Origin of the sequence: Pseudomonas sp. S31, from assembly GCF_016648105.1 — a bacterium.
In the GTDB taxonomy this organism is placed as follows: Bacteria; Pseudomonadota; Gammaproteobacteria; order Pseudomonadales; family Pseudomonadaceae; genus Aquipseudomonas.
Map to the genome: position 1 here is coordinate 22,998 of NZ_JACVVE010000023.1, position 23,125 is coordinate 46,122.

11 protein-coding genes are annotated in these 23,125 nt (G+C 64.4%); 6 read left to right on the plus strand and 5 right to left on the minus strand.

The annotated features are described in order from the left end of the window. Positions 1 to 136: 136 nt before the first annotated feature. Entirely contained in the window at positions 137 to 1,129 is a 993-nt protein-coding gene (locus tag IAE37_RS17215) for a LysR family transcriptional regulator (protein WP_201175472.1), read from the plus strand. Positions 1,130 to 1,139: 10 nt separating this feature from the next. On the opposite strand, the gene IAE37_RS17220 is transcribed toward IAE37_RS17215, so the two are convergent. Next, positions 1,140 to 1,619 carry a VOC family protein gene (locus tag IAE37_RS17220; RefSeq protein WP_201175474.1) on the minus strand — a complete coding sequence of 160 codons (480 nt, stop codon included), beginning with the start codon at positions 1,617 to 1,619 and terminating at the stop codon, positions 1,140 to 1,142. Between the two features lie 152 nt (positions 1,620 to 1,771). Here IAE37_RS17220 and IAE37_RS17225 point away from each other — a divergent pair, with 152 nt between their 5' ends. From IAE37_RS17225 to IAE37_RS17245, 5 genes are all read left to right on the plus strand, one after another. Beyond that, entirely contained in the window at positions 1,772 to 3,061 is a 1,290-nt protein-coding gene (locus IAE37_RS17225) for a glycosyltransferase (RefSeq protein ID WP_201175475.1), read from the plus strand. Positions 3,062 to 3,165: 104 nt separating this feature from the next. Then, complete coding sequence (locus IAE37_RS17230; protein WP_201175477.1) at positions 3,166 to 3,816, plus strand: TIGR04211 family SH3 domain-containing protein; 651 nt, start codon at positions 3,166 to 3,168, stop codon at positions 3,814 to 3,816. Between the two features lie 111 nt (positions 3,817 to 3,927). Next, positions 3,928 to 4,614 carry a GNAT family N-acetyltransferase gene (locus IAE37_RS17235; protein ID WP_201175480.1) on the plus strand — a complete coding sequence of 229 codons (687 nt, stop codon included), beginning with the start codon at positions 3,928 to 3,930 and terminating at the stop codon, positions 4,612 to 4,614. A gap of 113 nt (positions 4,615 to 4,727) precedes the next feature. Then, on the plus strand, positions 4,728 to 6,047 hold the full coding sequence (locus tag IAE37_RS17240) for an NAD(P)/FAD-dependent oxidoreductase (protein ID WP_201175482.1): 1,320 nt from the start codon (positions 4,728 to 4,730) through the stop codon (positions 6,045 to 6,047). Positions 6,048 to 6,060: 13 nt separating this feature from the next. After that, the gene (locus IAE37_RS17245) at positions 6,061 to 6,834 is read left to right on the plus strand and encodes a pyrroline-5-carboxylate reductase family protein (protein ID WP_201175484.1); all 774 of its coding nucleotides are present in this window, start codon (positions 6,061 to 6,063) and stop codon (positions 6,832 to 6,834) included. A 106-nt stretch (positions 6,835 to 6,940) separates the two neighbouring features. Here the strand turns inward: IAE37_RS17245 and IAE37_RS17250 are convergent, their stop codons facing one another. The 4 genes from IAE37_RS17250 to IAE37_RS17265 form a co-directional block, all read right to left on the minus strand. After that, positions 6,941 to 8,002 carry a GlxA family transcriptional regulator gene (locus tag IAE37_RS17250; protein WP_201175486.1) on the minus strand — a complete coding sequence of 354 codons (1,062 nt, stop codon included), beginning with the start codon at positions 8,000 to 8,002 and terminating at the stop codon, positions 6,941 to 6,943. Positions 8,003 to 8,110: 108 nt separating this feature from the next. After that, positions 8,111 to 11,014, minus strand: a complete 2,904-nt coding sequence (locus tag IAE37_RS17255) for an RHS repeat-associated core domain-containing protein (RefSeq protein ID WP_201175488.1) — start codon at positions 11,012 to 11,014, stop codon at positions 8,111 to 8,113. Continuing rightward, on the minus strand, positions 10,998 to 15,347 hold the full coding sequence (locus IAE37_RS17260) for a SpvB/TcaC N-terminal domain-containing protein (protein WP_201175490.1): 4,350 nt from the start codon (positions 15,345 to 15,347) through the stop codon (positions 10,998 to 11,000). The genes IAE37_RS17255 and IAE37_RS17260 overlap by 17 nt, the downstream gene beginning before the upstream one ends. 87 nt (positions 15,348 to 15,434) lie before the next feature. Further along, positions 15,435 to 23,024, minus strand: a complete 7,590-nt coding sequence (locus IAE37_RS17265; RefSeq protein ID WP_201175491.1) for a neuraminidase-like domain-containing protein — start codon at positions 23,022 to 23,024, stop codon at positions 15,435 to 15,437. Positions 23,025 to 23,125 lie beyond the last annotated feature (101 nt).

A 23,125-nucleotide genomic window follows, 5' to 3' on the forward strand; every position in this document is an offset into this window, starting at 1 on the left:
TATTGTTGGGAAAACGTCTGACACTCAGTGGCGAAGTGTTGCCAACCCGCCCCGCCCTGCGGTCTGATCACAGTCTAGAGCGAGCCTTTCCAGGCCAGGCATGACATTTTCGCAGGCTAATCGATTACAAAAACGTATGGTCAAACACACCGAACCCGATCAGACCCTGATCAAGATGCCGTCGTTGCGCGCGGTGAAGGCGTTCGTCGCCGCGGCCCGCTACCAGAACTTCACCCGCGCGGCAGAGGCCCTGTGCGTGACCCAGGCTGCCATCAGCCGGCAAATCCGCGACCTCGAGGAGCACCTGGGCGCCGAACTGTTCAACCGCTCCGGGCGCGCCGTCGAGCTTACCCCGGCCGGGGCGATCTTCTTCGACGCGGTGCAGCTGTCATTCACCAACATCGCCCAGGCCGCCGAACGCATCCGCCACACCGACACGCCCAGGCAGCGCGTCACCCTGTGCTGTTCGCCGGCCTTCGCCAATTTCTGGCTGGGGCCGAAATTACCGATCTTCTTTGCCGCCCACCCGCAAATCGACCTGAACGTGGTAGTGACGCAGAACTTCCTGACCCTGGAAAACGGCCTGACCCCAGACATACTCATCTGCAAGGTCAGCAAGAGCGGCCAGGGCTACGTCAGCCAGCCGCTGGTGTGCGACGTGATCTACCCGGTGTGCACGCCGCAGTACCTCGAACGGCACCCACAGATCCGGACCCTCGAGGGCCTGCGCGACACCGCGCTGCTCAACCTCAGCCCGTTCGGCCGCTCGCAGGTGGCCGAGCATGTCGACTGGAAAGTCTGGTTCGGCTACCAGGATATCGACCTGCAACGGCGCGACGCCGAGGCACCGCTGCTATTCAACGCCAACGACTACAGCCTGCTCATCCAACTGGCGCAGCAACACCAGGGCGTGGCACTGGGCTGGCACTACCTGGTCGCGCCACTGGTCGAGCAAGGCGTGCTGGTACGTCCGGTCGACGAAACCCTGGTGCACCGCGATACCCTGCACTACCTGAGCCTGCACGAAGCGAAGAGCCACGACCCGAGCTGCACCATCGTCCGCGAATGGCTGCTGGATCAGTTCGACTGGTCGTTGCACGAGGATGTCGACGCCGAACCCGGCGCGTGAGCGCTGCGACTCAGCCGCGCAACGCCGCCTCGATTCGCGCCACGTCGATCTTGCCCATGTCCATCATCGCCGCGAAGGCGCGCTTGGCGGCAGCCGGGTCGGGGTTGGCGATGGCCTCGAGGAGCACACGCGGGGTGATCTGCCACGACACCCCCCACTTGTCCTTGCACCAGCCACACTGGCTCTCCTGGCCGCCGTTGCTGACGATCGCGTGCCACAGGCGGTCGGTTTCGTCCTGGTCTTCGGTGCAGACCTGGAACGAAAAAGCCTCGCTGTGTCGGAACGTGGGGCCGCCGTTGAGGCCGACACAAGGAATGCCCATGACGACGAACTCGACGGTGATCACATCGCCTTGCTTGCCAGAGGGGTAGTCGCTGGGTGCGGGGTGCACGGCCACGACACGGCTGCCGGGGAAGGTCTTGGCATAGAACCGGGCCGCTTCCTCGGCGTCCTGGTCGTACCACAGGCAGATCGTATTCTTGGCAGTCATGGTAGGGCTCCATGAATGAGGTCGAACACTCAGTCTAGGCGCAAGGCGCAGCCCACCTGGTAAAACTGCCAGTTTTCCCGACGACGTCCGTCGGCGACCATGGCCTGGCACACCTCGTCACTCACCTACCGGTCCAGCGGAGCTGACATACAATGGGCGCACTGTTGGCCATCGCCACAAGCATTCTTGCCTTCGCATCGTTGCAAGCCCTGTGGCTGATGTGGCGAGCCCGGTACATTTCCTTGCCTGAACCTTCGCCCGGTGACCGGGCCCTGGCGGCCGTTTCGGTGCTGATCCCGTGCTTCAATGAGGAGCGGGTACTGGAAGCCACCGTGGCCAGTGTCCTGAACTCAAGCAACGTGCACATCGCACGGATCATCTGTATCGACGATGGCTCTACGGACCGCACGGCGGAGGTGATCCACAGGTTGCAACGTCAGTACGGGGAAGTGGTCACGTGTCTGCGGCAGGCCAACGCTGGCAAGGCAGCAGCCCTCAACCACGGGCTGGCCCATGTGACCACCGCCAGCTTCGCGTGCATCGACGCCGATACACAGTTGCTTGCGGCGACGTTGCACAACCTGGCCAGGGCATTCTCAGAGCGCGGTGTGGTAGCGGTATCCGGCCACCTGGCGGTGGGTGACCGGGCGCAACGCCCCGGCCTGCTGCATCTTGGCCAGTTGCTCGAATATGCCACTGCCAACCATATCGAACGTCGCGCCCTGACCACGCTGAAGATGACGCCGGTGGTGCCTGGGCCGATCGGCCTGTTTTCCACCGACGCCGTGCGGCACCTTGGCGGCTACAGCAAGGATACCCTCGCCGAAGACAAGGACCTGACGCTGGCGTTACTGTTCAGTGGCCAGACCGTGCGCTATGCACCGGAGGCCTGGGCGCTGACGGAAGCTCCCGCCACCCTGCACTTGCTCTACCGGCAGCGACTGCGGTGGGCTACCGGCAAGTGGCAGGTACTGATCAAACATCGTGCGGCACTGCTCGAACGAGGGTCAAAGGCCCGCTGGATCTGGTTGTTCAACTTTTTCAACGAATCATTCATGCCGCTCTTGTCTTTGCCCCTGCAAGCGTCGGTCGGCATTTACGCCGCGCAGGGCCTGCTGCAAGCCGGCAGACATCCTGGGTGGTGGGCCTGCATGCTGGTGCTGTTGTTCCAGCAAGGCGTACATTATGCGCGCTATCGAGCGTCTTTCGATCTGGAAGCCCGCGGTCGACTGAAGAGCGGGCTGGCGATCCCTGCGCGACGTTTCGATGGACTGCTTCCGATCAACCTGGTGGGCTTTGCAGCCACCTGGCACGGGCTGTTGCGCTGCCTTGCCAGACGCCCCCAACGCTGGGACAAACTCCCTCGCCAAGCGGATGTGGTGCTCCCCCACATTGCCAAGCCCCTGCAATATCCTGCAGACATTTCCGACATTAAGCAGTGAACCTGCTTACAAAAAAACGGTCTTTGCCTGGCGGTCAATCCATCGACCGGTTCGTCGGCCCAATCATCGGGCCTATTTTTGTCCTGTTGCAGCGAAGACCCCACATGCCTGAATCCCGCCCAGCTTCCCCCGCCCTCCCCGTGCTGCGTGGCAGCCTCATTGCCGCCCTGGTGGCCCTCGCCATCCCGGCACATGCCGAAGAGCCGGCCAGCGACGCGCGCTGGGTCAGCGACAGCCTGAGCACCTACGTCCGCAGCGGCCCCACCGATGGCCACCGGATCGTCGGCACGCTCAAGTCCGGGCAAAAACTGACCCTGGTCGGCACCCAGGGCAACTACAGCCAGGTGCGCGGGCAAAACGGCGACCTGGTGTGGATCCTCAGCAACGACCTGCAGTCGGTCCCCGGGCAGAGCGAGCGTCTGCCCCAGCTCGACGCCCAGGTGGCCGAACTGTCCGGGCAGCTCAAGACCATCGACGACAGCTGGAAGAACCGCGTGCAGGGCATGCAGGAAACCCTCGACTCGCGCAAGAAGTTGATCGACGAGCTGGAAGCGCGCAACCAGGCCCTCGGTGAACAGCTCGACCAGAGCCAGTCCGCCCTGCGCGACACCCAGGCGCGCCTGGGCGACGAGAACAAGCAGGTGATGATGCGCTACATGGTCTACGGCGGCAGCATCGCCGGTGCCGGCCTGCTGGCGGGCCTGATCCTGCCGGCGCTGAGCCGTGGTCGCAAGAAGAACGACCGCTGGTTCTGAGCCCTTAAGTGCGATGCGCTCAGGCAAGGCTGAAGCGGTAAAACCGGTTAGACTAGACACCGCGTGCCCACCGGCGCGCCGTGTTTCCCCCGTCCCGGAGCCTTTCTAGCGATGTTTATCCTGAGCCGCCTCGACAGCGTGCCGCCCGAGTCTTTCCAGAACCAGATCCGCGAACTGGTCATCCACCACGTCAGCACCCTGAGCAGCGTCGCCATCAGCCCGGACAACGCCCTTTACCCGCTGTACCAGTACGGCGTCGGCATGGAGGTGCACCAATATCTGCAAGCCCTGGACGGCACCCGTGGACTGCACGTGGAGCTGACCCTGGCACTGGACGCCGAAGCCCCTGAGCAGTTGCTCGGCTTCGCCCTGGCGTTGCCGGCCGAGGATGACCCGCAGGCGTGCGCTCTGGCATTCCTGGTGGTGTCGCCCGCGCACCGTCGCCAGGGCATCGCCCGCGCATTGGTCGGTGACCTGCAGGCGCGCTATACCTGCATCGAGGCGAATCCACTGCCCGGGCAAGTGGCCTGGTTCGAGGCGCTCGGCCTGCAGGTGGTGGCCGCCAACGGGCCGCAGGTACTGATGAGCAGCACCGGCCAAGCCAGCGGCGCACTGATCGGTCGCCTGGACATCACGCCGATCTACCAGAGCGCCGAGGTCATGCAGATCCATACCTACCTACTCAACCAGCAGGGCGAGGACGCCATGCTCGAGGCCGAGCAGCAGCGCGACGAGCACCTCGACGCCCTGGCCGAGCAGGCCCGGGCCTGCGAGCGCCTGCGCAAGCGCTTGCATTGAAGGCGCGGGAGAGGCGCGGGGCTACCAAACCTCCCATGACCCGTCCCTTCCGTTATATCCGTGTATTCGACGCCGGTGCGATAGTGGCGCGAAAACAACACGGATAAAGCCCCATGCACAGAAACACCTCTACCCCCGCGGACGACAATGGGTGCGGCTGGTTCCACCTCAGCCCCCAGCGCCAGCCTCGTCCCGCGCACCAGGGGCGGAGCGAGGCGCGCTGGGTCGTGCTGGGTGCCGGCTTTACCGGCCTTGCCGCAGCTCGGCAACTGGCCCTGCACCATCCGGACGACGAAGTGCTGCTGGTCGAGGCCCAGGAAGTCGGCTTCGGCGCCTCGGGGCGCAACTCGGGTTTTGCCATCGACCTGCCCCATGACATCGGCGCCCCGGACTACATCGGCGACCTGGCCACCGCGCGCATGAACCTCAAGCTCAACCTGCGGGCCCAGGCGATCCTCGGCCAGTTGATCCGCCAGCACGGCATCGACTGCCAACTGCGCCCCGACGGCAAGTACCAGGCGGCGGTCGAGAACAAGGGGCTGGCCGTGCTCGAGGCCTACCGCAGCGGCCTCGACAAGCTCGACCAGCCCTACCAGATGATCGACGCCCGCGACCTGCCCGAGCATTTCGGCACGCCGTTCTACCGCAAGGCGCTGTACACCCCGGGCACCCAGCTCCTGCAACCTTCGGCGCTGGCAAAGGGCCTGGCCGACAGCCTGCCGAACAACGTGACGCTGCACGAGCACACCACCATCACCCGCCTCGAACAGGGCAAGCGCATCACCTTGCACCATGCTAGCGGGCAGATCGTCGCCGACCGGTTGCTGCTGACCAACAACGCCTTCGCCTCGTACTTCGGTTTCCTCCCCGGGCGTCTGCTGCCGATCTTCACCTACGCCAGCATGACCCGGCCATTGACCGAGGACGAGCAGGCGCGCCTGGGCGGCAAGGCGACCTGGGGCATCATCCCCGCCGACCCGTTCGGCAGCACCCTGCGGCGCACCCCGGACCAGCGCCTGCTGGTGCGTAACAGTTTCAGCTTCAATGCCGACGGCCGCGCCAATCCGCGCCACCTGCGTCGCGCCGAGGCCCAGCACCGGGCGTCGTTCGAACGCCGCTTCCCGATGCTCGCGGGCATGCCGTTCGAATACACCTGGGGCGGCTCGATGTGCCTGTCGCGCAACCACCTGTCACACTTCGGCAGCCTGGCGCCGAATATCCACGCGGCCTTGTGCTGCAATGGCCTGGGCATCACCCGTGGCACCGCCACCGGCACCCTGCTCGCCGACTGGCTATGTGGCGAGCGCGACGAGCTGATCGACTTCCTGCTGGGCGCCGAAGGCCCCAATCGCAACCCACCGGAACCGCTGCTGAGCCTGGGGGTCAACCTCAACCTGCACTGGGGCCAGCGCCGCGCTGGCCTGGAAAGCTGAACAAGGAGGCAACATGCGCAGCCTGGGCATCCTCGGGGTCGGCGAACTGACCGAAAAAATGGTGCATGGCCTGCGCCGCAGTGGTTTCGCCGGCGCCATCCTGCTGTCCCCACGCAACGCCGCACGCGCCGAGGCGCTGGCCGCCGAACACGGTTGCCAGGTGCTGACGAGCAACCAGGCGGTGGTCGACCAGGCCGAGCAGCTCATCGTCGGGGTACGCCCCGACGCGCTGCCGCAACTGGCCAGCGAGGTGCGCCTGCGGCCGGGGCAGCGCCTGTTGTCGGTGGTCGCCGGCATCAATCTGGAGCAATTGGCGGTCGCCTTCCCTGGCGCCTCTTGCGTACGCGCCATGCTCTCGTACAGTGCGCAATACAACGCTTCCACCGTGGCGATCTGCCCGGCGGACGAACAGGCCGAGCAGTGCCTTGGCCCACTGGGCAAGTTGGTGGTGCTGGCGGACGAGTCGGCGTTCGAACTGGCGACCGTGGCGGCCTGCATGAATGGCTGGTTCTACTTCCTGCTGCACGACCTGCAGCAGTGGCTGAGCGACAAGGGCCTGCCCGCGGAGCAGGCACGGGCGCTGGTGCTCGGCAACCTGCAGGATTGCATCAGCGCCGCGCAACGGCAGCCGGAGCAGAGCCTGAAAGCCCTGGGTGAAGCGATCGCCACGCCGGGCACGTTCACCGCCGATGGTCTGGCGGTGCTGATGCACCAGCCGGTCAGCGCGACCTGGGGGGCGGCATGCGAGGTGGTGCTGGATGGGTTGCTGACGCGCTCGCGTTTGTAGGAGCGGGTTTACCCGCGAACACGGGCGAAGCCCGTGCCAGGCTCCGCGCTGCCTGCTTCGCGGGTAAACCCGCTCCTACAGGGGGTGTGGTGAATCTGGGGCCGTGTTACAACTCAGGGTCCAGCCCGACCTTGTCGCCATGCCAGTCGAAACGCTCCACCTCATGGCGGCGCTTGCGGAAGCTGTATGGGGTTTCGCCATATTGCTTGCGGAACCACAGGATGAAGTGCGAGGCATCGGAAAAGCCGCAGGCCAGAGCGATCGAGGTGATGTTCTGGCTGGTGTTCACCAGCAATCGCCGCGCATGCTCCAGGCGCAGCTTGCGCCAGTAGTTGGCCGGTGGCTCCTGGGTATTGGCGACGAACTCGCGGTGCAATTGGCGCGGGTGGGTGCCCACCGCTTCGGCAACCGCCTTGAGGGTCATCGAGGCGTCCAGGTTGGCGCGCATGAAGGTGATCGCCCGCTGTACCCGGTCGTTCTGGTACAGCCCTTCGGACGCTGCCTGCTCGTCCTCCTGCTCGGCGCGTTCGTCCACCAGCAGGTACTCCAGCCCCTTCTGCGCCCGCACCGCGCCGCAATGCCGGCGGATCAGGTTGGCGGCAAGGTCGATGGCCGTACCACCGGGGCAGGTGATGATGCCGCGGTCGTCCACGTAGCTCTTGTCGATCACCATGGTCGATAGCGGGAAGCGCTCCTTGAACTCGTCGCGCAAGGTGAAGTGCACCGCACAACGGCGGCCATCGAGCAGCCCGGCCTTGCCCAGCACGAACGAGCCCGAGCACAGGGCGATGATCGGGATGTTGGCCGCGTGCACGTCGCGCAGGGCGTCGAGCAACCAGTCCGGAGGATTGCGGGTTTCGCCCAGCAGGCCGCCGGCCAGCACGATGTAGTCGTATTGGGCGAAGAGGTTGAGGGGCTTGGTCGGCGAAATGGGCATGCCGCAGCTGGCACTGATCGGCCGGTCGTCGAGGGTCATCCAGTCCCATTGGCAGTACACCTGCTGGCTGCGGAACGACTTGTCGGCGGCGAAGCGCAGCGAGTCGACCAGGCCGGCCACCGGCACCAGGGTGAACTGGTTGAGCAGGACGAAACCGACCCGCAGTTCAGGCTTGACCTGCGGGTCGGCTTCGAGAAGTTGGCGCTGTGTTGATTGTTGTTCAGCAACCATGGCTTGCGTCTCATCACAGTCTGCGATGACGTCATTCTATGCCGCTTGCGGCGTCCGGCCTATTATACAAAGCACGCAAAATAGAACATTCGAGACACGCATCCCCATCTATTGGCGGAAATGCGGCATCGGGAACGGCAGTCGCTTGGTGAACGGGTGCGCGCTCAGCACCGAATTACCTTTTTGCTGGATGGTGACAAACCAGGTCTGTGTCTCGAAATCAACTTTGTAGACCGGCCGATTGACCGCAGCGGCGCTGTTGATACCCACGACCTTGCCTGTCACCAACGCAGTCATGATCAATGGAACTATCTTCTCCTCGGCAAGGCCGGCCTTGGCAAAGTCGTCTTTGTGTTCCGCCTGGATGTGCTTGTAGCCCTCTCCTTTATGATTTCCGTTGTCATAGCCTTCAGTCAGATAGACCAGGGCGCCGATGCCTTCTGCGCTGTTTTTCTGGCCTACCGCGACAAGGTCTCCAGGCAGATCGCCGCGCTGGCGTTTGAGTTGCTTGTGTACATCGGAACCGGGCAGCCCCCAAGTGCCATTCAATGCGACAGCCTCGGCAAATTGCCTCGCTTCGCGCTGAGCGCTCGCTCCGGCCGGCTTCTGATTGCTCTTGACATGCTCGGTGGCTTTGGTAGCGGCGTCTTTCTCCCGCTTTCTCTGACCGCTCGATTTCTTTTTCTTCTTGGCGCTAGCGTCCTGTCCAGGAGCCTCGGGCTGGCTGGGCTGGGCAGGCTCGTCCGGCGAGTCCGATACACGAGAGGGTGATGGTGAGGGGGGCGGTGATGCTGCAGGCGATGCGGTTGGCTCTTTGCCCTGCGCATCCGGTTCGACCGAGGGCTCCTGAGAGCCACCTAAACCAAGTGCGCTCAGCACTGATCTGAACATCAACCCATCATCATCGACCAGCGCCATTGGGTTATTACCCACCATGGCGTAGAGATTGAGCCCATCCACCGTCCCGGCGGGGTCCGCGCTCAACCAACGCCCGACCCACGGCTGGTAGTAGCGGAAGCCGTAGTAATACAGCCCGCTGGCATCGCGCTCCTTGCCGCTGTAGCGATGAGTCTTGTAGCGCCCCTGTACCTCGCCGCTGGCGGACCATGCAGCGGTGCCTCCGAACGGGTAATAGGACTCCTGGCTGATGATCGCGCCCTCCCCGTCGACTTCCAGGCATGCGCTGCCCAGGTGGTCGTTGTAGGCGTAGCGCAGCTGATCGTTGGCGATGTCGTCGGGTTTGCCCGCCGCCCAATGCAGTGCACGGACCTGGGCAACGCCTTGTAGGCTGACCAAGGCGACCCGCAGGTCTTCGACGAGTTGTGCTCCATTGTCGGTGCCGCGCAGTTCCAACCCTGGCAGGTACACAACACGCTGTCGTCCAACCGTACCCGCGTGTCGTAGCGAGCTGACCTTGAGAATCCGCTGGTTGCCGATGTCGTAGCGGTAGCTCTCGCAGTCGTCCACGCCGCCCTCGCGCTGCACCGGGCTGACACTCTGTAGTTCGCCACGCGGCGTCCACTGCAGTGCTTGCCCCGGCGCCAGGACGAGCTGCTCCCCGTCGGAACTGAACAGCCCATCGACCTGCGCCGGGTCACTGGCCAAGGCGTTCGATACAGCACGGTTGCTGCGGTCGCTGACCGTGATATCGAGGGTGTAGTTATTGCCACTGGCCGGTGCGCTATGGCGAATACGCGTCAGGTTCCCCCCGCGGTCGTAGCGATAGGTACGTGTGTAAGCGCTCTGGGCGACGCTGTCGAGCACCCCGCGCGCCGGTAGTCGCTGGCTTTGTCGGCCGGCATTGGCCATCTCGCGCCCGCTGGCCGACGCCAGTTGGTACAAGCTGTCGTAGCGATAGCGGCTTTCGGGCTCGATCTGCTGGTTGCGCCAGTAGCGCACGGGCTGGGCTTCGTCGCGGACCTTGAGCAGATTGCCCACCGGGTCGTAGGCATAGTGCAGGTCTTGCAGCAGCTTGGCGCCCAACGCATGCCCCCTCGGGCGCTCGGTGCGCATGCCGGCCAGGCGCTGGGTGCGGGGCTCGTAGCGGTAGCGGGTAACCACGCCATTGCCGTGTACGGCCTGCAGCTTGAGGCCTGCCGCCGAGTAGTCCAGTTGCTTGAGAATGACTTGCCGGCGTCCCCCCTTGAGGGTCAACCAGCTGCCATTGGGCCGGCCAGCCACATCATAGGTGTGATGCTGCACATTGCCGGCGGCATCGGTGCTGTCCAGCACCGCCCCCGTGGCATCGACCAGGGTGGTACTGGTGTGGCCCTCGGCCAGCGGCTGCAACGCCGCCTGCCACTGCGCGGCCTCCTCGCCTTGCCAGTCCGCGCTGACCTGCGGGTCATCCGCGCCGACCAGCAGCCGCCGGGTAACCCGCTGCGCGCCGCCGGCAAGGTTGTACCCATGGGTTTGCAGCAGGCCGGCGGTATCGTAGTGCTGGCTCACCTGGCCTGCGAGATTGCAGGCCAGCTCGTCAGCCCCCGTGCCACCGTAGACCAAGCGCTCCAAGCAACGAGGCGATTGCCCCGCGACCTGCTCGACAAGACCCAGCAACCGCCCTGCCCGGCCAGCGGGCTCATACAGCCAGCGACGGGTCACTGCCTGCTCGCGCCGCTGCACGCCGTTTTCATCTTCGGTCACATCGGTCACGGCCAACCTGGGCCGGCCGGCCGCATCAGTGAAGTGATAGGCGATACCGCTATCGACCCCATGGGTGCGCAGCGGCCGGCCGTCTAGATCGTTCAGCCAGGTGAAGTTCATCCGCCCCGCCGCGCCCAGACGCGGGTCGCTGCTCTGCACCCGAAAGCCCCTGGCATCGAAGCGATGCCGAGTGATGCGGGTGTCGGTCTGCTGCAGGTCGTCGGGGTGGCGGTGATAACGGATCTCGCGGATGGGTAGGCCGCGATTGTCGGTCACCAGCACCTCTGGCGTGTTGCGGTGTACGTCGTCATGCGGGCTGGCCGGCAGCGCAAGGCTACCCTGGCCGGCCTGCTCATCGTGCTGTGTCATTTTCGTCCTCCGAAACGGTGAACCAGGGGTAGAAGTGCGTGCGCCGCTCCCATCCCGCCGCTGTGAGTACGCGGTACACGCGGCCCAGGGCATCGTAGAGGTGGGTATCGGCGTACAGGCCGTCGCGGGCGCGGGCATCGCGCACCGGGCGCCAGTCGTCGAGATAGAACGGCAACCAGGTGCGCACAGGCTGCCCCTTGTTGTCGTATTCGGTCCTGCCGCTCACGGCCCAGCGCACCGCAGCGGGCGCGCTGAGTGCCCGGTCTTGGGCATCGACCGCCAGGCTACCTTCGGCCGTGCGCACCAGGGCGTCGCCCGGCGCACTCAGCACCGCGCTTTGCAAGAGGCGGCCAGCACCATCGCCATGGTCCACGCGCACCCGCAGTTGCTGTGCCGGGTCGCCGTCGTAGCGGTCGGTCTGCAAGGTGATGACATGCGGGGGCTGGCGACCTTCGGCCAGGTTCGTCAGTGGCCAGCCGTGCAGCGCTGCCAAGCGGCGCCAGGCCAGCTCCCCCATGCGCGTGTCCAGCAAACGCCCTTGGCTGTCGCGCGCCAGTGGCATCCAGCTGTCGCTCACCAGGCGCTGGGCACTGGCCACCGGCACCTTGCCGGCCTCCAGCGCGAGCATCTGCTCCACGGTGTGCGGCATGACGAATACCTGGGTGGGGTGGTAACCGGCCGGCGCACCGTGCTCGAAGCCATGGAATCGCGATTGCACCACTCGCCCCAAGGCATCCAGGGCGACCCGCTGGACCTTGCGGTTGGGATCGGTCATCGATACCGGCGTGAGGAAACGCCAGTCATGCTCAATGTGGTTCTCAAGGCCCACGGCGTCGATCATGCTGGCCAGGGCGACGGCGTGTGCGGACCACTGCAGCGCGGTCTGCCCGACCATCTCGCTGTCTCGGACACTGGCGGGTCGATAGAACGACTGCGAGCCGTGATAGCTGGCCAGGCCGTGACGGCCGACATGGACGATGCTGCCGTCCTCGGCGAGCTCCACACGGTGGTAGCCGCAGGCGCTCAGCCAAGGCGCCAATGCCTGCGCCGGCAGGTTGGCCGCGAGCGCATCCTGCGCCGCACCATCGAGCATGGCGATCTCGGTGAATGCTACCAGGGCTTGGCGCAGCGGCACCTCGATCAACTCGCCCTGGGCATCGCACCATCGCGTACGGCTATAGCTGGCCAGCGTCGCGCCTTCCAGGCCCGCCAGAGGGCTGTCGGGCCGTTGCAGGCTTTCCACGCTGAAGCCGCCTTCGGGCACGGCTTGGGCTGGCAGCGCCAGTACGTCGGTACGCTGGGTGTCGGCCAAGCCGCAGACATGGCAGGGCCCTGCCGTGAGGTTGTGCACCCTGGAACGCTCCAGGCTCAGCCATAGCGTGTCCTGCTGAGGGTCACGGCTGGCGACCTCCAGCCCATCGGGCAGGCTGTCGGGATAGGGCGAGACCAGGCTCGGCGGCTGGCGCGGATAGTTCAACTCGACGCTGCTCAGGACATGACCGTGCGCATCCTGGGCCAGCACCACGGTCTGACTGACGACCGGGTCCTGGACGATACGCTCGGTGGCGAGGGTCAGGGTCTCCACGGCAGTCACCAGAGCCGCGGGCCGTGCGGCATCGGCCGTCGGGTAGACCCGGACCTGCCACCGCTGGCGTTCGATGGCAAAAGGCACCGCTGCCTGGTTGCTGCCATCGAGGCCATAGGTTTCGGTGCGCAGCGCGACACCCTTCACGGCGCGCAAGAGCCAGCGGCGCACTGCCCCCTCGGGCTCGTAGGCCACCTCTTGCTCGCCCTCCAGGCGGGTGAAACGCAACGCGTTGGTGGCAAAGGCTGCTTCCGCGCTATCGGCCGCGGCGAACGCTTCAGGGGTGCCGACGTCATCGGCGTCGCTGCCACTGAGATACCAGGTATGCACCTGCGCCGGTGGCGAGCGCTCCGCCGCTGTGCCCTGGGCATCTTCCAGCGTATCGGTCTGGATCAGCCGGGTGAAACCCCGGAACTCGCGCTCCTGGCTGTCCCATACGCCCCGCAGGTAGCGCATGCCGCTGACCGTGCGAAGGCCATTGATGTCATCGATGGTGGTGACCTTGCACACACCATGGACCGGGAACGGCAAGTGGCTGATCGCCGGCTTGCCCTGGCGCAGCAGTTCGGCTTTCTCGTCGAGCCAGCCCTGGGCCGAACTGCGGTAGTAGAACAGCACCCGGCTGCCACTGTTGCCACAGACCTCGGCCAACAACCAGGGGCGCCGCTCGTTGAAGCGATAGGCCCAGCTGCGCGGCACCGGGTGCGGCTGGGTCAACACCAGTTGCGCAGAGCCTTGGCCATGCAGGTCGACCAGTTGCAACCTGCAGGTGTCGTCCAGGGTGACGCCTTCTGGCGCAGGCACGTAGTCACTCTCGACGAAACGGTTACCGCACTGGTTGACGAACACCCGGATACGGTCACGCTCCACGTACAGCAGATCGCTGGTGCCGCTGCCGTCGGTATCGCCCAGCAGCACCCGACTGGCCGCGAAGCCATCCATTGCAAAACCCGGGATGTGGATCGGCGCGGCGAAATGGCCATGGCCAGCGGCTGGCCAGTAGTGCACACCGTCGGCGCCGATCTGGACCATCTGCTGCAAACCGCTGCCGGCCATGTCGGCGAATGCCACCAGGCACTGTTCGCCGCCGACCACCGGCAGCCGGCCATCGTGCATGACCTCGCGCTGCGATTGCCAGCCGGCGCGGCGGTCCCTGGCGCTGATGCGCACGCTGCGCGGCCCGATCATGACCAGATCCTGGCCACCGTCACCGCTCAGGTCGACCAGCTGCGCGGCATCGTGGGACAGTTCGGCCGGGAAAGCATCGCAGGTTATGAACTCGCTCCATTGCCCGTCCGGTTTCAGGGTGAAGCTGCCACGCAACCCTGGCAGGTTGACCAGCCATCTTGGCCGCCCACTCCCTTCCAGGTCGGCCAGCAGCCCGGCTCCGGACGCCGTACTGGGGTTCATGGGCAGTGCCTGCGGCGGCCCCCAGCTGACCGCATCGGCGCCTTCCTGAACGTTACGCTGGGGGGCGCGGTACCACCAGGCACCGGCATCCTGGTACAACAGGCCAGGCAAGCTTTCGCCATACAGGTCGGCCAACTGCCAGCGCGGTGCATGGAAGCCATCGAGCGCCGGCAGTGCCTCCCAGCCCAGCGCGGCCCGCCCAGGGCGGCTCGCCTCGAACTCCACGGGCGGCAGCAGCAGCGGCGTGCCATCGGGCTCATAGGCGGCCTGCCGGGCCGCGACCAGCAGCGACGTGACCGCCGATTGCTGGTAGGTCAGGTGCAGGCGGCTGACCAGCGTGGGCGTCGGGTCGGACTCCCCTGCCAGCATCCGTGTGCGGTGCCAAAGCAACACGTCGTGGCACAGCCTTCGCACCCGCTGCTCGAACCCCCAGCGCCAGTACGAGAAGCAGTCCTCGCGCCGCGACCAGGGGGCGCTGGCCAGCAAGGGCGGCACCGTGCCTATCTCGCCCCTGCGTTCGCCGTAGTCGAACAGCATCAGGGTCATGAAGTCGTCTGGGGCAAATGCCCCTGCCGGGACCAGAAACGATGCGCAGGGCGTCGCGTTCATCGCGTACACGGCGCTCAGGTACAGGCCCGAGACTTGGCCGTGGGCCGCCAGTTCGGCAGCATCGCAGCCGGCTTCATCTTCCTCGCGGTAGACGTACAGCACATGCTCGCCAGTGGCGCTGACGGTTTCCTCGGCGTACCAGCACGCCACGTGGGCTGGGTTCCCCGGCGCGCACAAACGGGCGGAGGCCGACCAACCGAACAAGGTGATACTGCCGTCGGCATGGTATTGCAGCCAGAACCCCGGCGAGTCAGGTTGCGCCTCGGCGCGCCAGTGTTCCAGGCGCTCGTCGCGACCGCCGCTGCGGCGCGTCCAGGGGGTCACGATGTGGACGGCAGGCTCGCTGGCGAACGGCAGGTGTGGCGCCTGCCGAGGGCCACCGGCGTCTGGCAGGATTTCCTCGCCATCGCCCGCCCACAGGCGATCGCTATCGTCGTAGCGTGGGATGCCGAGGCGGGTCATGCGGCTGATGCTCGGCGGTGCACAGTGCCAACCGGCACCGAAGGCACCATTGCCGCCGCTGGAGCTGTAGTTCAGGGCCAATGAAGGGGATAGCGCGCGCCCCATCGGCAAGGGCAAAGGCAGCGTCCAGCCGGCGCTGCCATCGGCGCCGCCGACGGACAGCATGCCGCTGCCGGGAATCAACGTACCGCCGCCCTTGGGCAGCGATGGCGGGATGAATACCGGCTCGCGGCTGGCACCGGGCGCGGTGTCAGGCATATCGGTCATGTCTTGCTCCTCGATAACCGTCGGGCGAAAGGCCGGCGGTCGAATGGGAAATGGGTTCCAAGGAGGGCGTCGCCGCCCTCCCCAGCCTCAGCGAACGGTGAAGTGCACGTGCAGGATCACGTTGCTCAGGCTTTCCAGGAGTGCCCTCTGTTCGCCGTTGGCATTGGCGAAGTTCAGGGTCAGGCTGGTCTTGTCGTCATCGTCCGACTTCGGGATATGCAGCCCTTCGAACGGCAGCAATTGCATGCCCGAGACCTGCGGCGAATAGCCGTTGGGGGGTATGACCAGACCGTTGTCCTTGGTGGCGTGCGAGATGGCGGCTTGGTTGCACCCCAGCGGCAGGCCAGGGGCATCGGTGAGCAGCCGCGCATGCACGTCCTGATACGGACCCAGCAGGCAAGGCATGCTGACCGCGATGCTGCGCACACGACGTGCCTGGGCATTTTCGAAGCCTGTCGCCAAGCCCAACGCTTTCAGCCCGAAGCGGATCGACAAGGTGCCGTTGATAGCCAGTTCCATGCTGGCGTCGAGCTTGTCCGAATCGATCTTCACCTCCTTGCTGGCGAGGACCGCCCTGACCGCCTCGCTCAACGTCACGACCTGGTCATCCATCTTCAGATTGCCGGCAAAGACCTTGTCCAGGTCCACCGTGCGCGTCACTTCCAGCTCGCGCTTATGCCATTTGACCCAGGCCGATTCCATCTGCCCCAGGGCCAACATCAGCCCCTCGCCGCACAACAGCCCGGCCCAGGCGCCATTCCAAGTGCCGGTGCGCAGGTAGGTGGTGGTGTCGTTCATCTCCCATTGCAGAGCCTTCTGGGCCATGACGCAGCGTGTCGCAGCCAGGTCGTAGTAGGTGTAGAAGATGCTTGCCAGGCGTGCCCGCAACCAGCTGAGCATGGCCTTGCCGGTGAACTTGCCTTGGTGCAGGGCCAGTTGCGCCTGGGCGTGGGCAGCCTGGGTACCCAGATGTTCCAGGTGCATCTGGGCGGAGGTCGTACGTGCGGCCAAGGTTTCCATCTGGGCCTGAATCGTCAACCGATCCTGTTCCGCCGTTTTCGCCTGGAACTCCCAATCGCTGCGTCGACGTCGATAGATCTCCTCCTGGTTGATCCGATCGGAGGCTATCGCCATGATCTTCGCCGCGCCTTCTGCCATCTTTCCTGCGGCTTTCGGTAGCGACGACGGCTGATGCCCACCGTTGGCAAGCCCGAAAATGTTCGGTATCAGGTCAAGGGCTGCACCCACGCCCTCGAGGATCGGCGCTTTTGCAGTGATCACCGCCGCCGCAGTCTTCATGTTCAAAGCCTGCATTTCACGCGCACTGATGTCATTGTCGAACAGCTGACGATAGTGATCACGACGCAGCGTGGCGGCCTCCAGCGACTTCTCCAACGTGATGCGTTCGGCAGCGAGTTCATTCAGTGTCTGTTTGAACCACGCTACGCTGCTGTTGGCCAGTTCGGCCCCCTGGGAGGTCAGCAAACCCGCCAATGCTTCGGCATCCTGGCGCTCGAGAATGCCTTGCATGGTGCTGCCGAACTGGATCAGCTGCGAAACCATGCTCCGTGCGCCGTCGAGCAGCGCGGAGAAACGCAGAGCCGGTACGTCGCGGTAGTCGGGCAGTTGTGCCTCGCGCCCGGCCTGCGCCGCCACTGCTGCTGCCAGCAGCGCCTTGGGATCGGCCGGCTTAGCATAGAGCGGCAGGTTCAACGGCTGTCCATCCAACGTGAGGTTGTTGCGCAGGTTGAACAGCCGCAGACGCAAGGTTTCCCAATAGCCGAGCATCACCCGGTTGGCCTCGGGCAGGAAGTCCAGGTAGGCGGGATTTTGCTGTTGTGCGGGGCTCTGACCGGCGATGAGCTGCTCGATCGCGTGGAAATGGCTGTTGAACGCCCCCGTCGATGCTGACTCGCCCAACCGTGGGTCGTCCCAACCGGAGGCCGGCGGGACCCACGGCGCCTCGCCGAGCAAGTCAAGGGCACGCTGGTACCAGACCTTGGCTTCGCTCAACGTATCGCGTTCGAGCTTGCGGTACGCAGCATCGCCTCGGCCGATGGTGATGTCCAACAATCGCATGAACGCATTCAGCTTGTAGTGCATCGGGTCGTTCTGCGCCACGGCGTCCGGATCCCTGGATGTCAGCGGTTCGCTGTTCCAGGCAGTGTTATCCGCCAAGGGGCGTACGTTCCACAGGCGCGCAGTGTAGTGACCGCCCACGGTGTAGCCGGCCGGGTTGAAGACGTACTTCAACCACTGCTCGGCCAGTTCGAAACGCTCCTCCTGCAGGAAGCGCTGCATGACCATCATCGGCGTGTAGTAGAACAACTCCCAGAAATACAGTGCGTTGGCGCCGGAAAAATCCATCGGCGTCGTGCCTTTGGGGTCGCGGACCACCACCGCATCTACGTTTCTCTTGTCGAGCTTGGCCTGGGAGCCGGGCGCCGCGTCGGCGCTGAGCAGCACCTTCAGGGTCTGGCCATCGATGATGACCGAACGCGTCGGCCCCTGGTAATGGACTTTCTGGTAGGCGGTTTCCAGGTAGTAGTGACCGGTCTCCAAGTACTTGGCGCCTGCGGCGAATGTCACGGCGACCGCGGTCTTCTCTTGCTCGCTCAACCTGCCGCGCCAGAGCATCGAGCGGTTTGTCGGGGATGTCGCCAGCCACACCTCGGCGTTACGATTGTTACCATGGTAACTCGGGTCGTAGACCGGCAAGGCCAGGTTCACGGAGATGCCGATCGCGGGCTCGGCCAGGTGCTGGGTTTCGTAGCTGAGGATGGTGTCCAGCCCCGAGACCGCCCGCTCGGTCAACTGGCGGGCGAACAACGTATTGAGTCGCGTCACCCAGCCGTTTCGCTCGAGGTACTGCGCACCGGCGTTTGTCGAACCGATGACTGCGGTACGCAAGGTATCGGCGACCTTGTACACCCTCAGTACGTAGTCACGGGTATTGCCACGGCCGCATTGGTAGCGGATCAGGTGGAAGGCCTCAGCCTCGCCGTTCCAATGCGCGGTATCACCCACATCGGCGGTGATGCTCAAAGGGATCTGCTTGGCGCCCTTGTGCAGGGCATAATCCCGCATGGCGGACGTTACCACGCTGCCCTTACCATCTATCCCGTGGATTTCACAGGTCACCTCTGCCGCCAGGACCGTATCCGGTGCACTCACGTACTCCTGAGGGCTCAAATCAGGGTTGCTCAGGTTGGCCGGCTGCCCGATGAGGTCGATGACTTCGCAAGCAGGCGTTAGCTGCCGGCTCGCCGCATCGAGGAAAATGACCTTGATGCCGTACAGGGGGTTATCGTAGCCACTGCTGTAGCGCCCGACATAACAGTCCCCTGTGGGTGTCCATATCTTCTCGACCTCGCCTTTCTTGTCCGGGAAGTCCGGGTCGGCGATGTAGCGAATGTCATCGGCGCGCGGAACCAAGGATTGCAGGTGGGCGGCATCGAGGCAGAAGTAGCCCCAAAAGCTGCCGTCTGCCGAGCGTTGCATATGCGCGCCTCGGTGGCCCCTGGTCAGCATGGGGATCCGGCGCTGCTCATTGGCCAGGTCCGCATAATGCCTGACCAGTGCCTTTGCCCATCGGTTGGGACGCGTCGCAGACTTGCCTTGCACGTTCAACCTGCTATCGAGTTGCAGCCTGTAGCGCCCAGGCTGGCCGTCACCGATGAGCTGCACCCGCGCACGCACGTCAATCGGCTCGAACGTCGCGAACCCGGTCGGAAGTCCCGAGCCGGCGCTGACTGACAGGCTGTTTTCGCTGACTGGCTGGCCCCTGTCGTCGAACACTGCGCACATGCCCTTGTGATCCTTCGTGTCCAGCCAGTGCGAGACCTGCTCCAACACCGCAGCAGTGCCACCCGCAGTGGCCGTCAGGTCTTCGAAAACCTCCAAGCCCGCATGGACCTTCAGGGGGCTGTGGCTACTCGGGTCATAGATGCTCATCACCACCGAGTTACGTCCCGGCCGGGCGGCGAAGAACAGCGCAAGCTGCTCAGGATCAGGAGAGCCGCCCAGAGCCAGGTCGTAGTCCTGCGGTGCACTCCAGTTGCCGTCGTAGCGCTGCCAGGACAATTTGAACACCCAACGCGATTTACTGGTCCCTGGTTTACCCTGGGCATCGTAAGGCACCCCCTGTTCCTGGCGCTCGATCCACCCCAGGTACAGGCGCTCGCGGAACACCACAGGTCGGATCAAACGCCCCTCGACCTTCGGCGCCAGGTCGATACGGGTCCAACTGCTCCAGGCGTTGGCCGGCAACACACCGTCCACGCCACGCTTGCTCTCGTCGACCGTACGCCACCAGTACTCACCGATCCCCCCCCGACTGCGGCCGATGAACCAGGATTTGCCGCTGTTCTCCTTCCGGCTATCGTGATAGCCACTGACCGTCTCCAGGTCGGCCACCTCCTCGAAGGCGCTGAGATAGCCATGGAAGGCATCGCCCACGGTATCGCCATTGATCTGCGCCTGGCCCAAGGCCTGCAACATGTCGTCCATGGCCTTGGTCTGCCCGAGACGTACGGTAGGGTCGATGTAGTTTTCCGGGTAGAACATCAACATCTGGCCGGCGGCCCAACTGGCGTAACGGGCATTCCAGCGTGTCCAGTCACGGAAGAACGGGCGATCCAGGGTTGCCTTGTGCAGTGTGTATTTATCCTCCGGCTGCGTCTGGCAGCGATGTATGAACATCTGCAGGGCAGAGGTCGCCTCGGCGATGCGCGAGGTCATCACTTGCGGACCGTTTGCGGCATCGAGCAACAACTGCTGGTCGAGCCGTTCCTGGGTGATGTTGTCGCGCGAATTGATCATGCCGGCCAACGCCTGGCTCAACGGCGCCTGGACGCCATCTTCGACCTGCGCCATCCGCGTGGGCGTAACCCCCGCCAGAAACGCATTGGCAACCTCGCGCCATGCGGCCAAGTCGGTTTCTTGGGAGTCACTTCCGGTAAAGGGCAGCCTGGCCAATCGGCCAAGGTCGTCAGGCATCACATCGAGCGCATCGGCCAGCGTTGTCCACCGGCGCAACACCTCGATCTCCCGCCAATTGAACACCTGGGTGGCATCGGCAAGATGTCCGAGGCGCTTGGCCTGCGCGCCAGCCTGCGCAAGCGCGGCCGGGGCTTGCCCGCTGGCCGTTGCCAGGGTCGCCAGGGAAATGCCCTGCCCAGCAGCCATCGCCGTCAACAGCGCGCCCCCAGCGCCCTGCAAATCGGGCAGGTGTTTCAACCAGTCGCTGAGCTCCGCCAGGGCCATGATCGTCGGCAGAGAACGGGCGAGTGTCACTGTCGATGGCGAGTCCGAGTCCGAGTCCGAGCCCTGCACGGCGTCGCTGGCGAGCCACTGTGGACGCACCACCAACGACGCCATGACATCGGTGGGCGCGTCACTGCCATGGATGATCAGCGCCATCTGCGCCAGGCCGTAGGCAAACCCGGTCACCTGCTTCATCTGCGCAGCGTCCGGGGTATCCATTTGCAGTATCTGGCAGGCGGCGAGCAGGCCGATGTCTCCCGGTTTGGCCCGGTCAGCCCAGATGAGCAACGCCGTGGCGGCAGCCTCTCCCCCCAGACCGAAGGCCGAAGCCACGGACGGCGCCAACGCGCCAAGGCAATCGTCCAGGGTCAGCTGCTTGAGCCCATCCAGCGCAGTAGTCATCACCTTACGCAGGTTATCGATCTCGGCACCGGCGGGAATGTCGCTCACATCGCGTGTCATCAGCCACAGGTCATGCACGCGCCAGTTACGTGCGTGCAACCAGCCGACCGTGTCAGACAGCCTGCGCAACAGTTTCAACCAGTCATCGCTCGTTGCCTGGTGCAGCGCGTCAGGCAGGCCGATCAACTGCAGCAGCTGGCGCAGTTCGGCGGGAGCCAGACCGTGCAGTCGCGCCCACAAGCTCAGGGTGTAGAGGGCGGAAACCTGAGCGAGATTGGAGCGCACAGTAACCGCTTCTCCCTGATTGGCCGCGAGGCAACGCCCCAGCTCATACAAGCCCTCATGATCCGTCTGACAGGCACGTTTGAGGGTCGCCAGGACATCGCCACGGTCGGAAACCGTTGCCGGATTCAATGGGGTAGGCTTGCCATCGAGCCTGAACCCGGTTCCAGCGAGCGTGGGGTCGTTGAACAGGCGATCGAAATGGCTCTTCTCGCCTGGCCGGGCTTTTTGCGAGATCAGCCCTTTGGCCGTGAGCAGGGCCTCCTCATGCTCGATGCCGTACTGCTCGCTGATCTGGGCTACCTGGGACAACACCGCCAAGGTCTCGTGGTTTATCTCGAGGGGATTCACACTATCGATGATGTCTTCCAGGACACGCCTGGGCAGTTGAGTCGCTTTATGCAGGCGAATAAGTTTATTCAAACGCAAGAGATAAAGCGCTGGGCTCAAGCGCTCGAACTTGACGCTGTGCCAATAGTTGTAATATCCGGCACCGGCGTGCTGGTAAGAGTTGACGGAAAATCCCTCCTTCAGCTTTGCGTAGGGATATTTGAACTGGACGACGTATTCCTTGCCGCGGACGAACTGCTGGTCGCCTTGTTGCCTGGCATCGATCTCGACACCGGATAGGCGCTCATCATTAAAACTCTTGATCGTATGGCGGTTAAATGCGTGGGGAACCGTTTTGTATTTGACCCGGATCTCCCATTGATCGTCGCCCTTTGGCAGCAAGTAGAACGTTTCGATGGTATCAACGCCATTAGACTTAGTCGCGGTCACTCTGAAAAACTGGTTGCCCGCACGCGCCGTGAGTGAGTTGCCCAGGAACTGCGTCTCGTCCAGCTTACCCATCAAGGCTTGCAAGTCTTCATCGCCGAGGCCAGACCAGGCACGCAGGGCTTGCGGGCTGAGCATCGCCTCAGGCGTTTTGCCGGGGAAATACGTGGCGAATTTTTCCTCGGCGTTGTTTTCGTCGATGGGGTCCACCAGCAGCCGCTGCAGGGCCGGCGGAATATCGTAGTGGAGGCTTGCCCAGGCATCGCCCCCCAACGGCGCGACCACCTCGGGCGCGGCCCGCAGGCAAGCCAAGTGGGGGTCCTTGCCGAGCAGCAGTTCACGCAACCGGCTGTAGTGGTGATGATGCGGCGTGCTGCGACTTCCCACATGATCGGCCAGGCGCTGCAGTACGGTTTCCGTGGGCTCGCTGCCCTGCCCTGCCTTGCTCAGCAGGATCTCGTTGGACAGGCTCAACGCGCTCACGGGTGTGTCGAGGTTGGCCTGGCTCAGCACCAAGGCCTTGAGATCCGGACGCCGGGCATCGATATGCCAGGGGCTGTCCTGCGGGTAGAGGTTTTGCGCATGGTGGTACAACTGCACCAAGTAGGCCGCCGGTGAAAACATCGAAGCCACGTCACCCGGTGCCGCGTAGCGCCCGGCACGCTCGCCGAACCATTGCTGATAGCCGCCAGCATTGGGCTCTGAGGGTGGCTCGATGGCGGCAGGCAACAGTGGCGATGAATGGGTCAGTATTCGCTTCTCCTGCAAGAGCGCCTCGTGGTGAGCAGACTGAGCCATCGCCAGCAACTCCTCTGTCTGCGACGGGCTAATCTCGTCTTCGAGCGCCTCGCGCAACTCCTCGCAGGACAACTCACCCGCAGCAGCGAGCGAGCTGAAACCGGCCTTCTTTATCAACTCGTCTGGCGCAGCTAAACAACGCTTGTTCATCATCGTTCCTCTTATTGACTCAACCATACTTAGTGATCGCTAGCGAAAATGGCGATAGCGAGATCAATGGTAATGGGAGCGAAAAGAGGAGAGACCTCATAGTT

Coding starts and splice junctions, on each gene's coding strand:
- IAE37_RS17215 (WP_201175472.1), top strand. CDS start 137: ATGGTCAAACACACCGAACCCGATCAGACCCTGATCAAGATGCCGTCG.
- IAE37_RS17220 (WP_201175474.1), bottom strand. CDS start 1,619: ATGACTGCCAAGAATACGATCTGCCTGTGGTACGACCAGGACGCCGAG.
- IAE37_RS17225 (WP_201175475.1), top strand. CDS start 1,772: ATGGGCGCACTGTTGGCCATCGCCACAAGCATTCTTGCCTTCGCATCG.
- IAE37_RS17230 (WP_201175477.1), top strand. CDS start 3,166: ATGCCTGAATCCCGCCCAGCTTCCCCCGCCCTCCCCGTGCTGCGTGGC.
- IAE37_RS17235 (WP_201175480.1), top strand. CDS start 3,928: ATGTTTATCCTGAGCCGCCTCGACAGCGTGCCGCCCGAGTCTTTCCAG.
- IAE37_RS17240 (WP_201175482.1), top strand. CDS start 4,728: ATGCACAGAAACACCTCTACCCCCGCGGACGACAATGGGTGCGGCTGG.
- IAE37_RS17245 (WP_201175484.1), top strand. CDS start 6,061: ATGCGCAGCCTGGGCATCCTCGGGGTCGGCGAACTGACCGAAAAAATG.
- IAE37_RS17250 (WP_201175486.1), bottom strand. CDS start 8,002: ATGGTTGCTGAACAACAATCAACACAGCGCCAACTTCTCGAAGCCGAC.
- IAE37_RS17255 (WP_201175488.1), bottom strand. CDS start 11,014: ATGACACAGCACGATGAGCAGGCCGGCCAGGGTAGCCTTGCGCTGCCG.
- IAE37_RS17260 (WP_201175490.1), bottom strand. CDS start 15,347: ATGACCGATATGCCTGACACCGCGCCCGGTGCCAGCCGCGAGCCGGTA.
- IAE37_RS17265 (WP_201175491.1), bottom strand. CDS start 23,024: ATGATGAACAAGCGTTGTTTAGCTGCGCCAGACGAGTTGATAAAGAAG.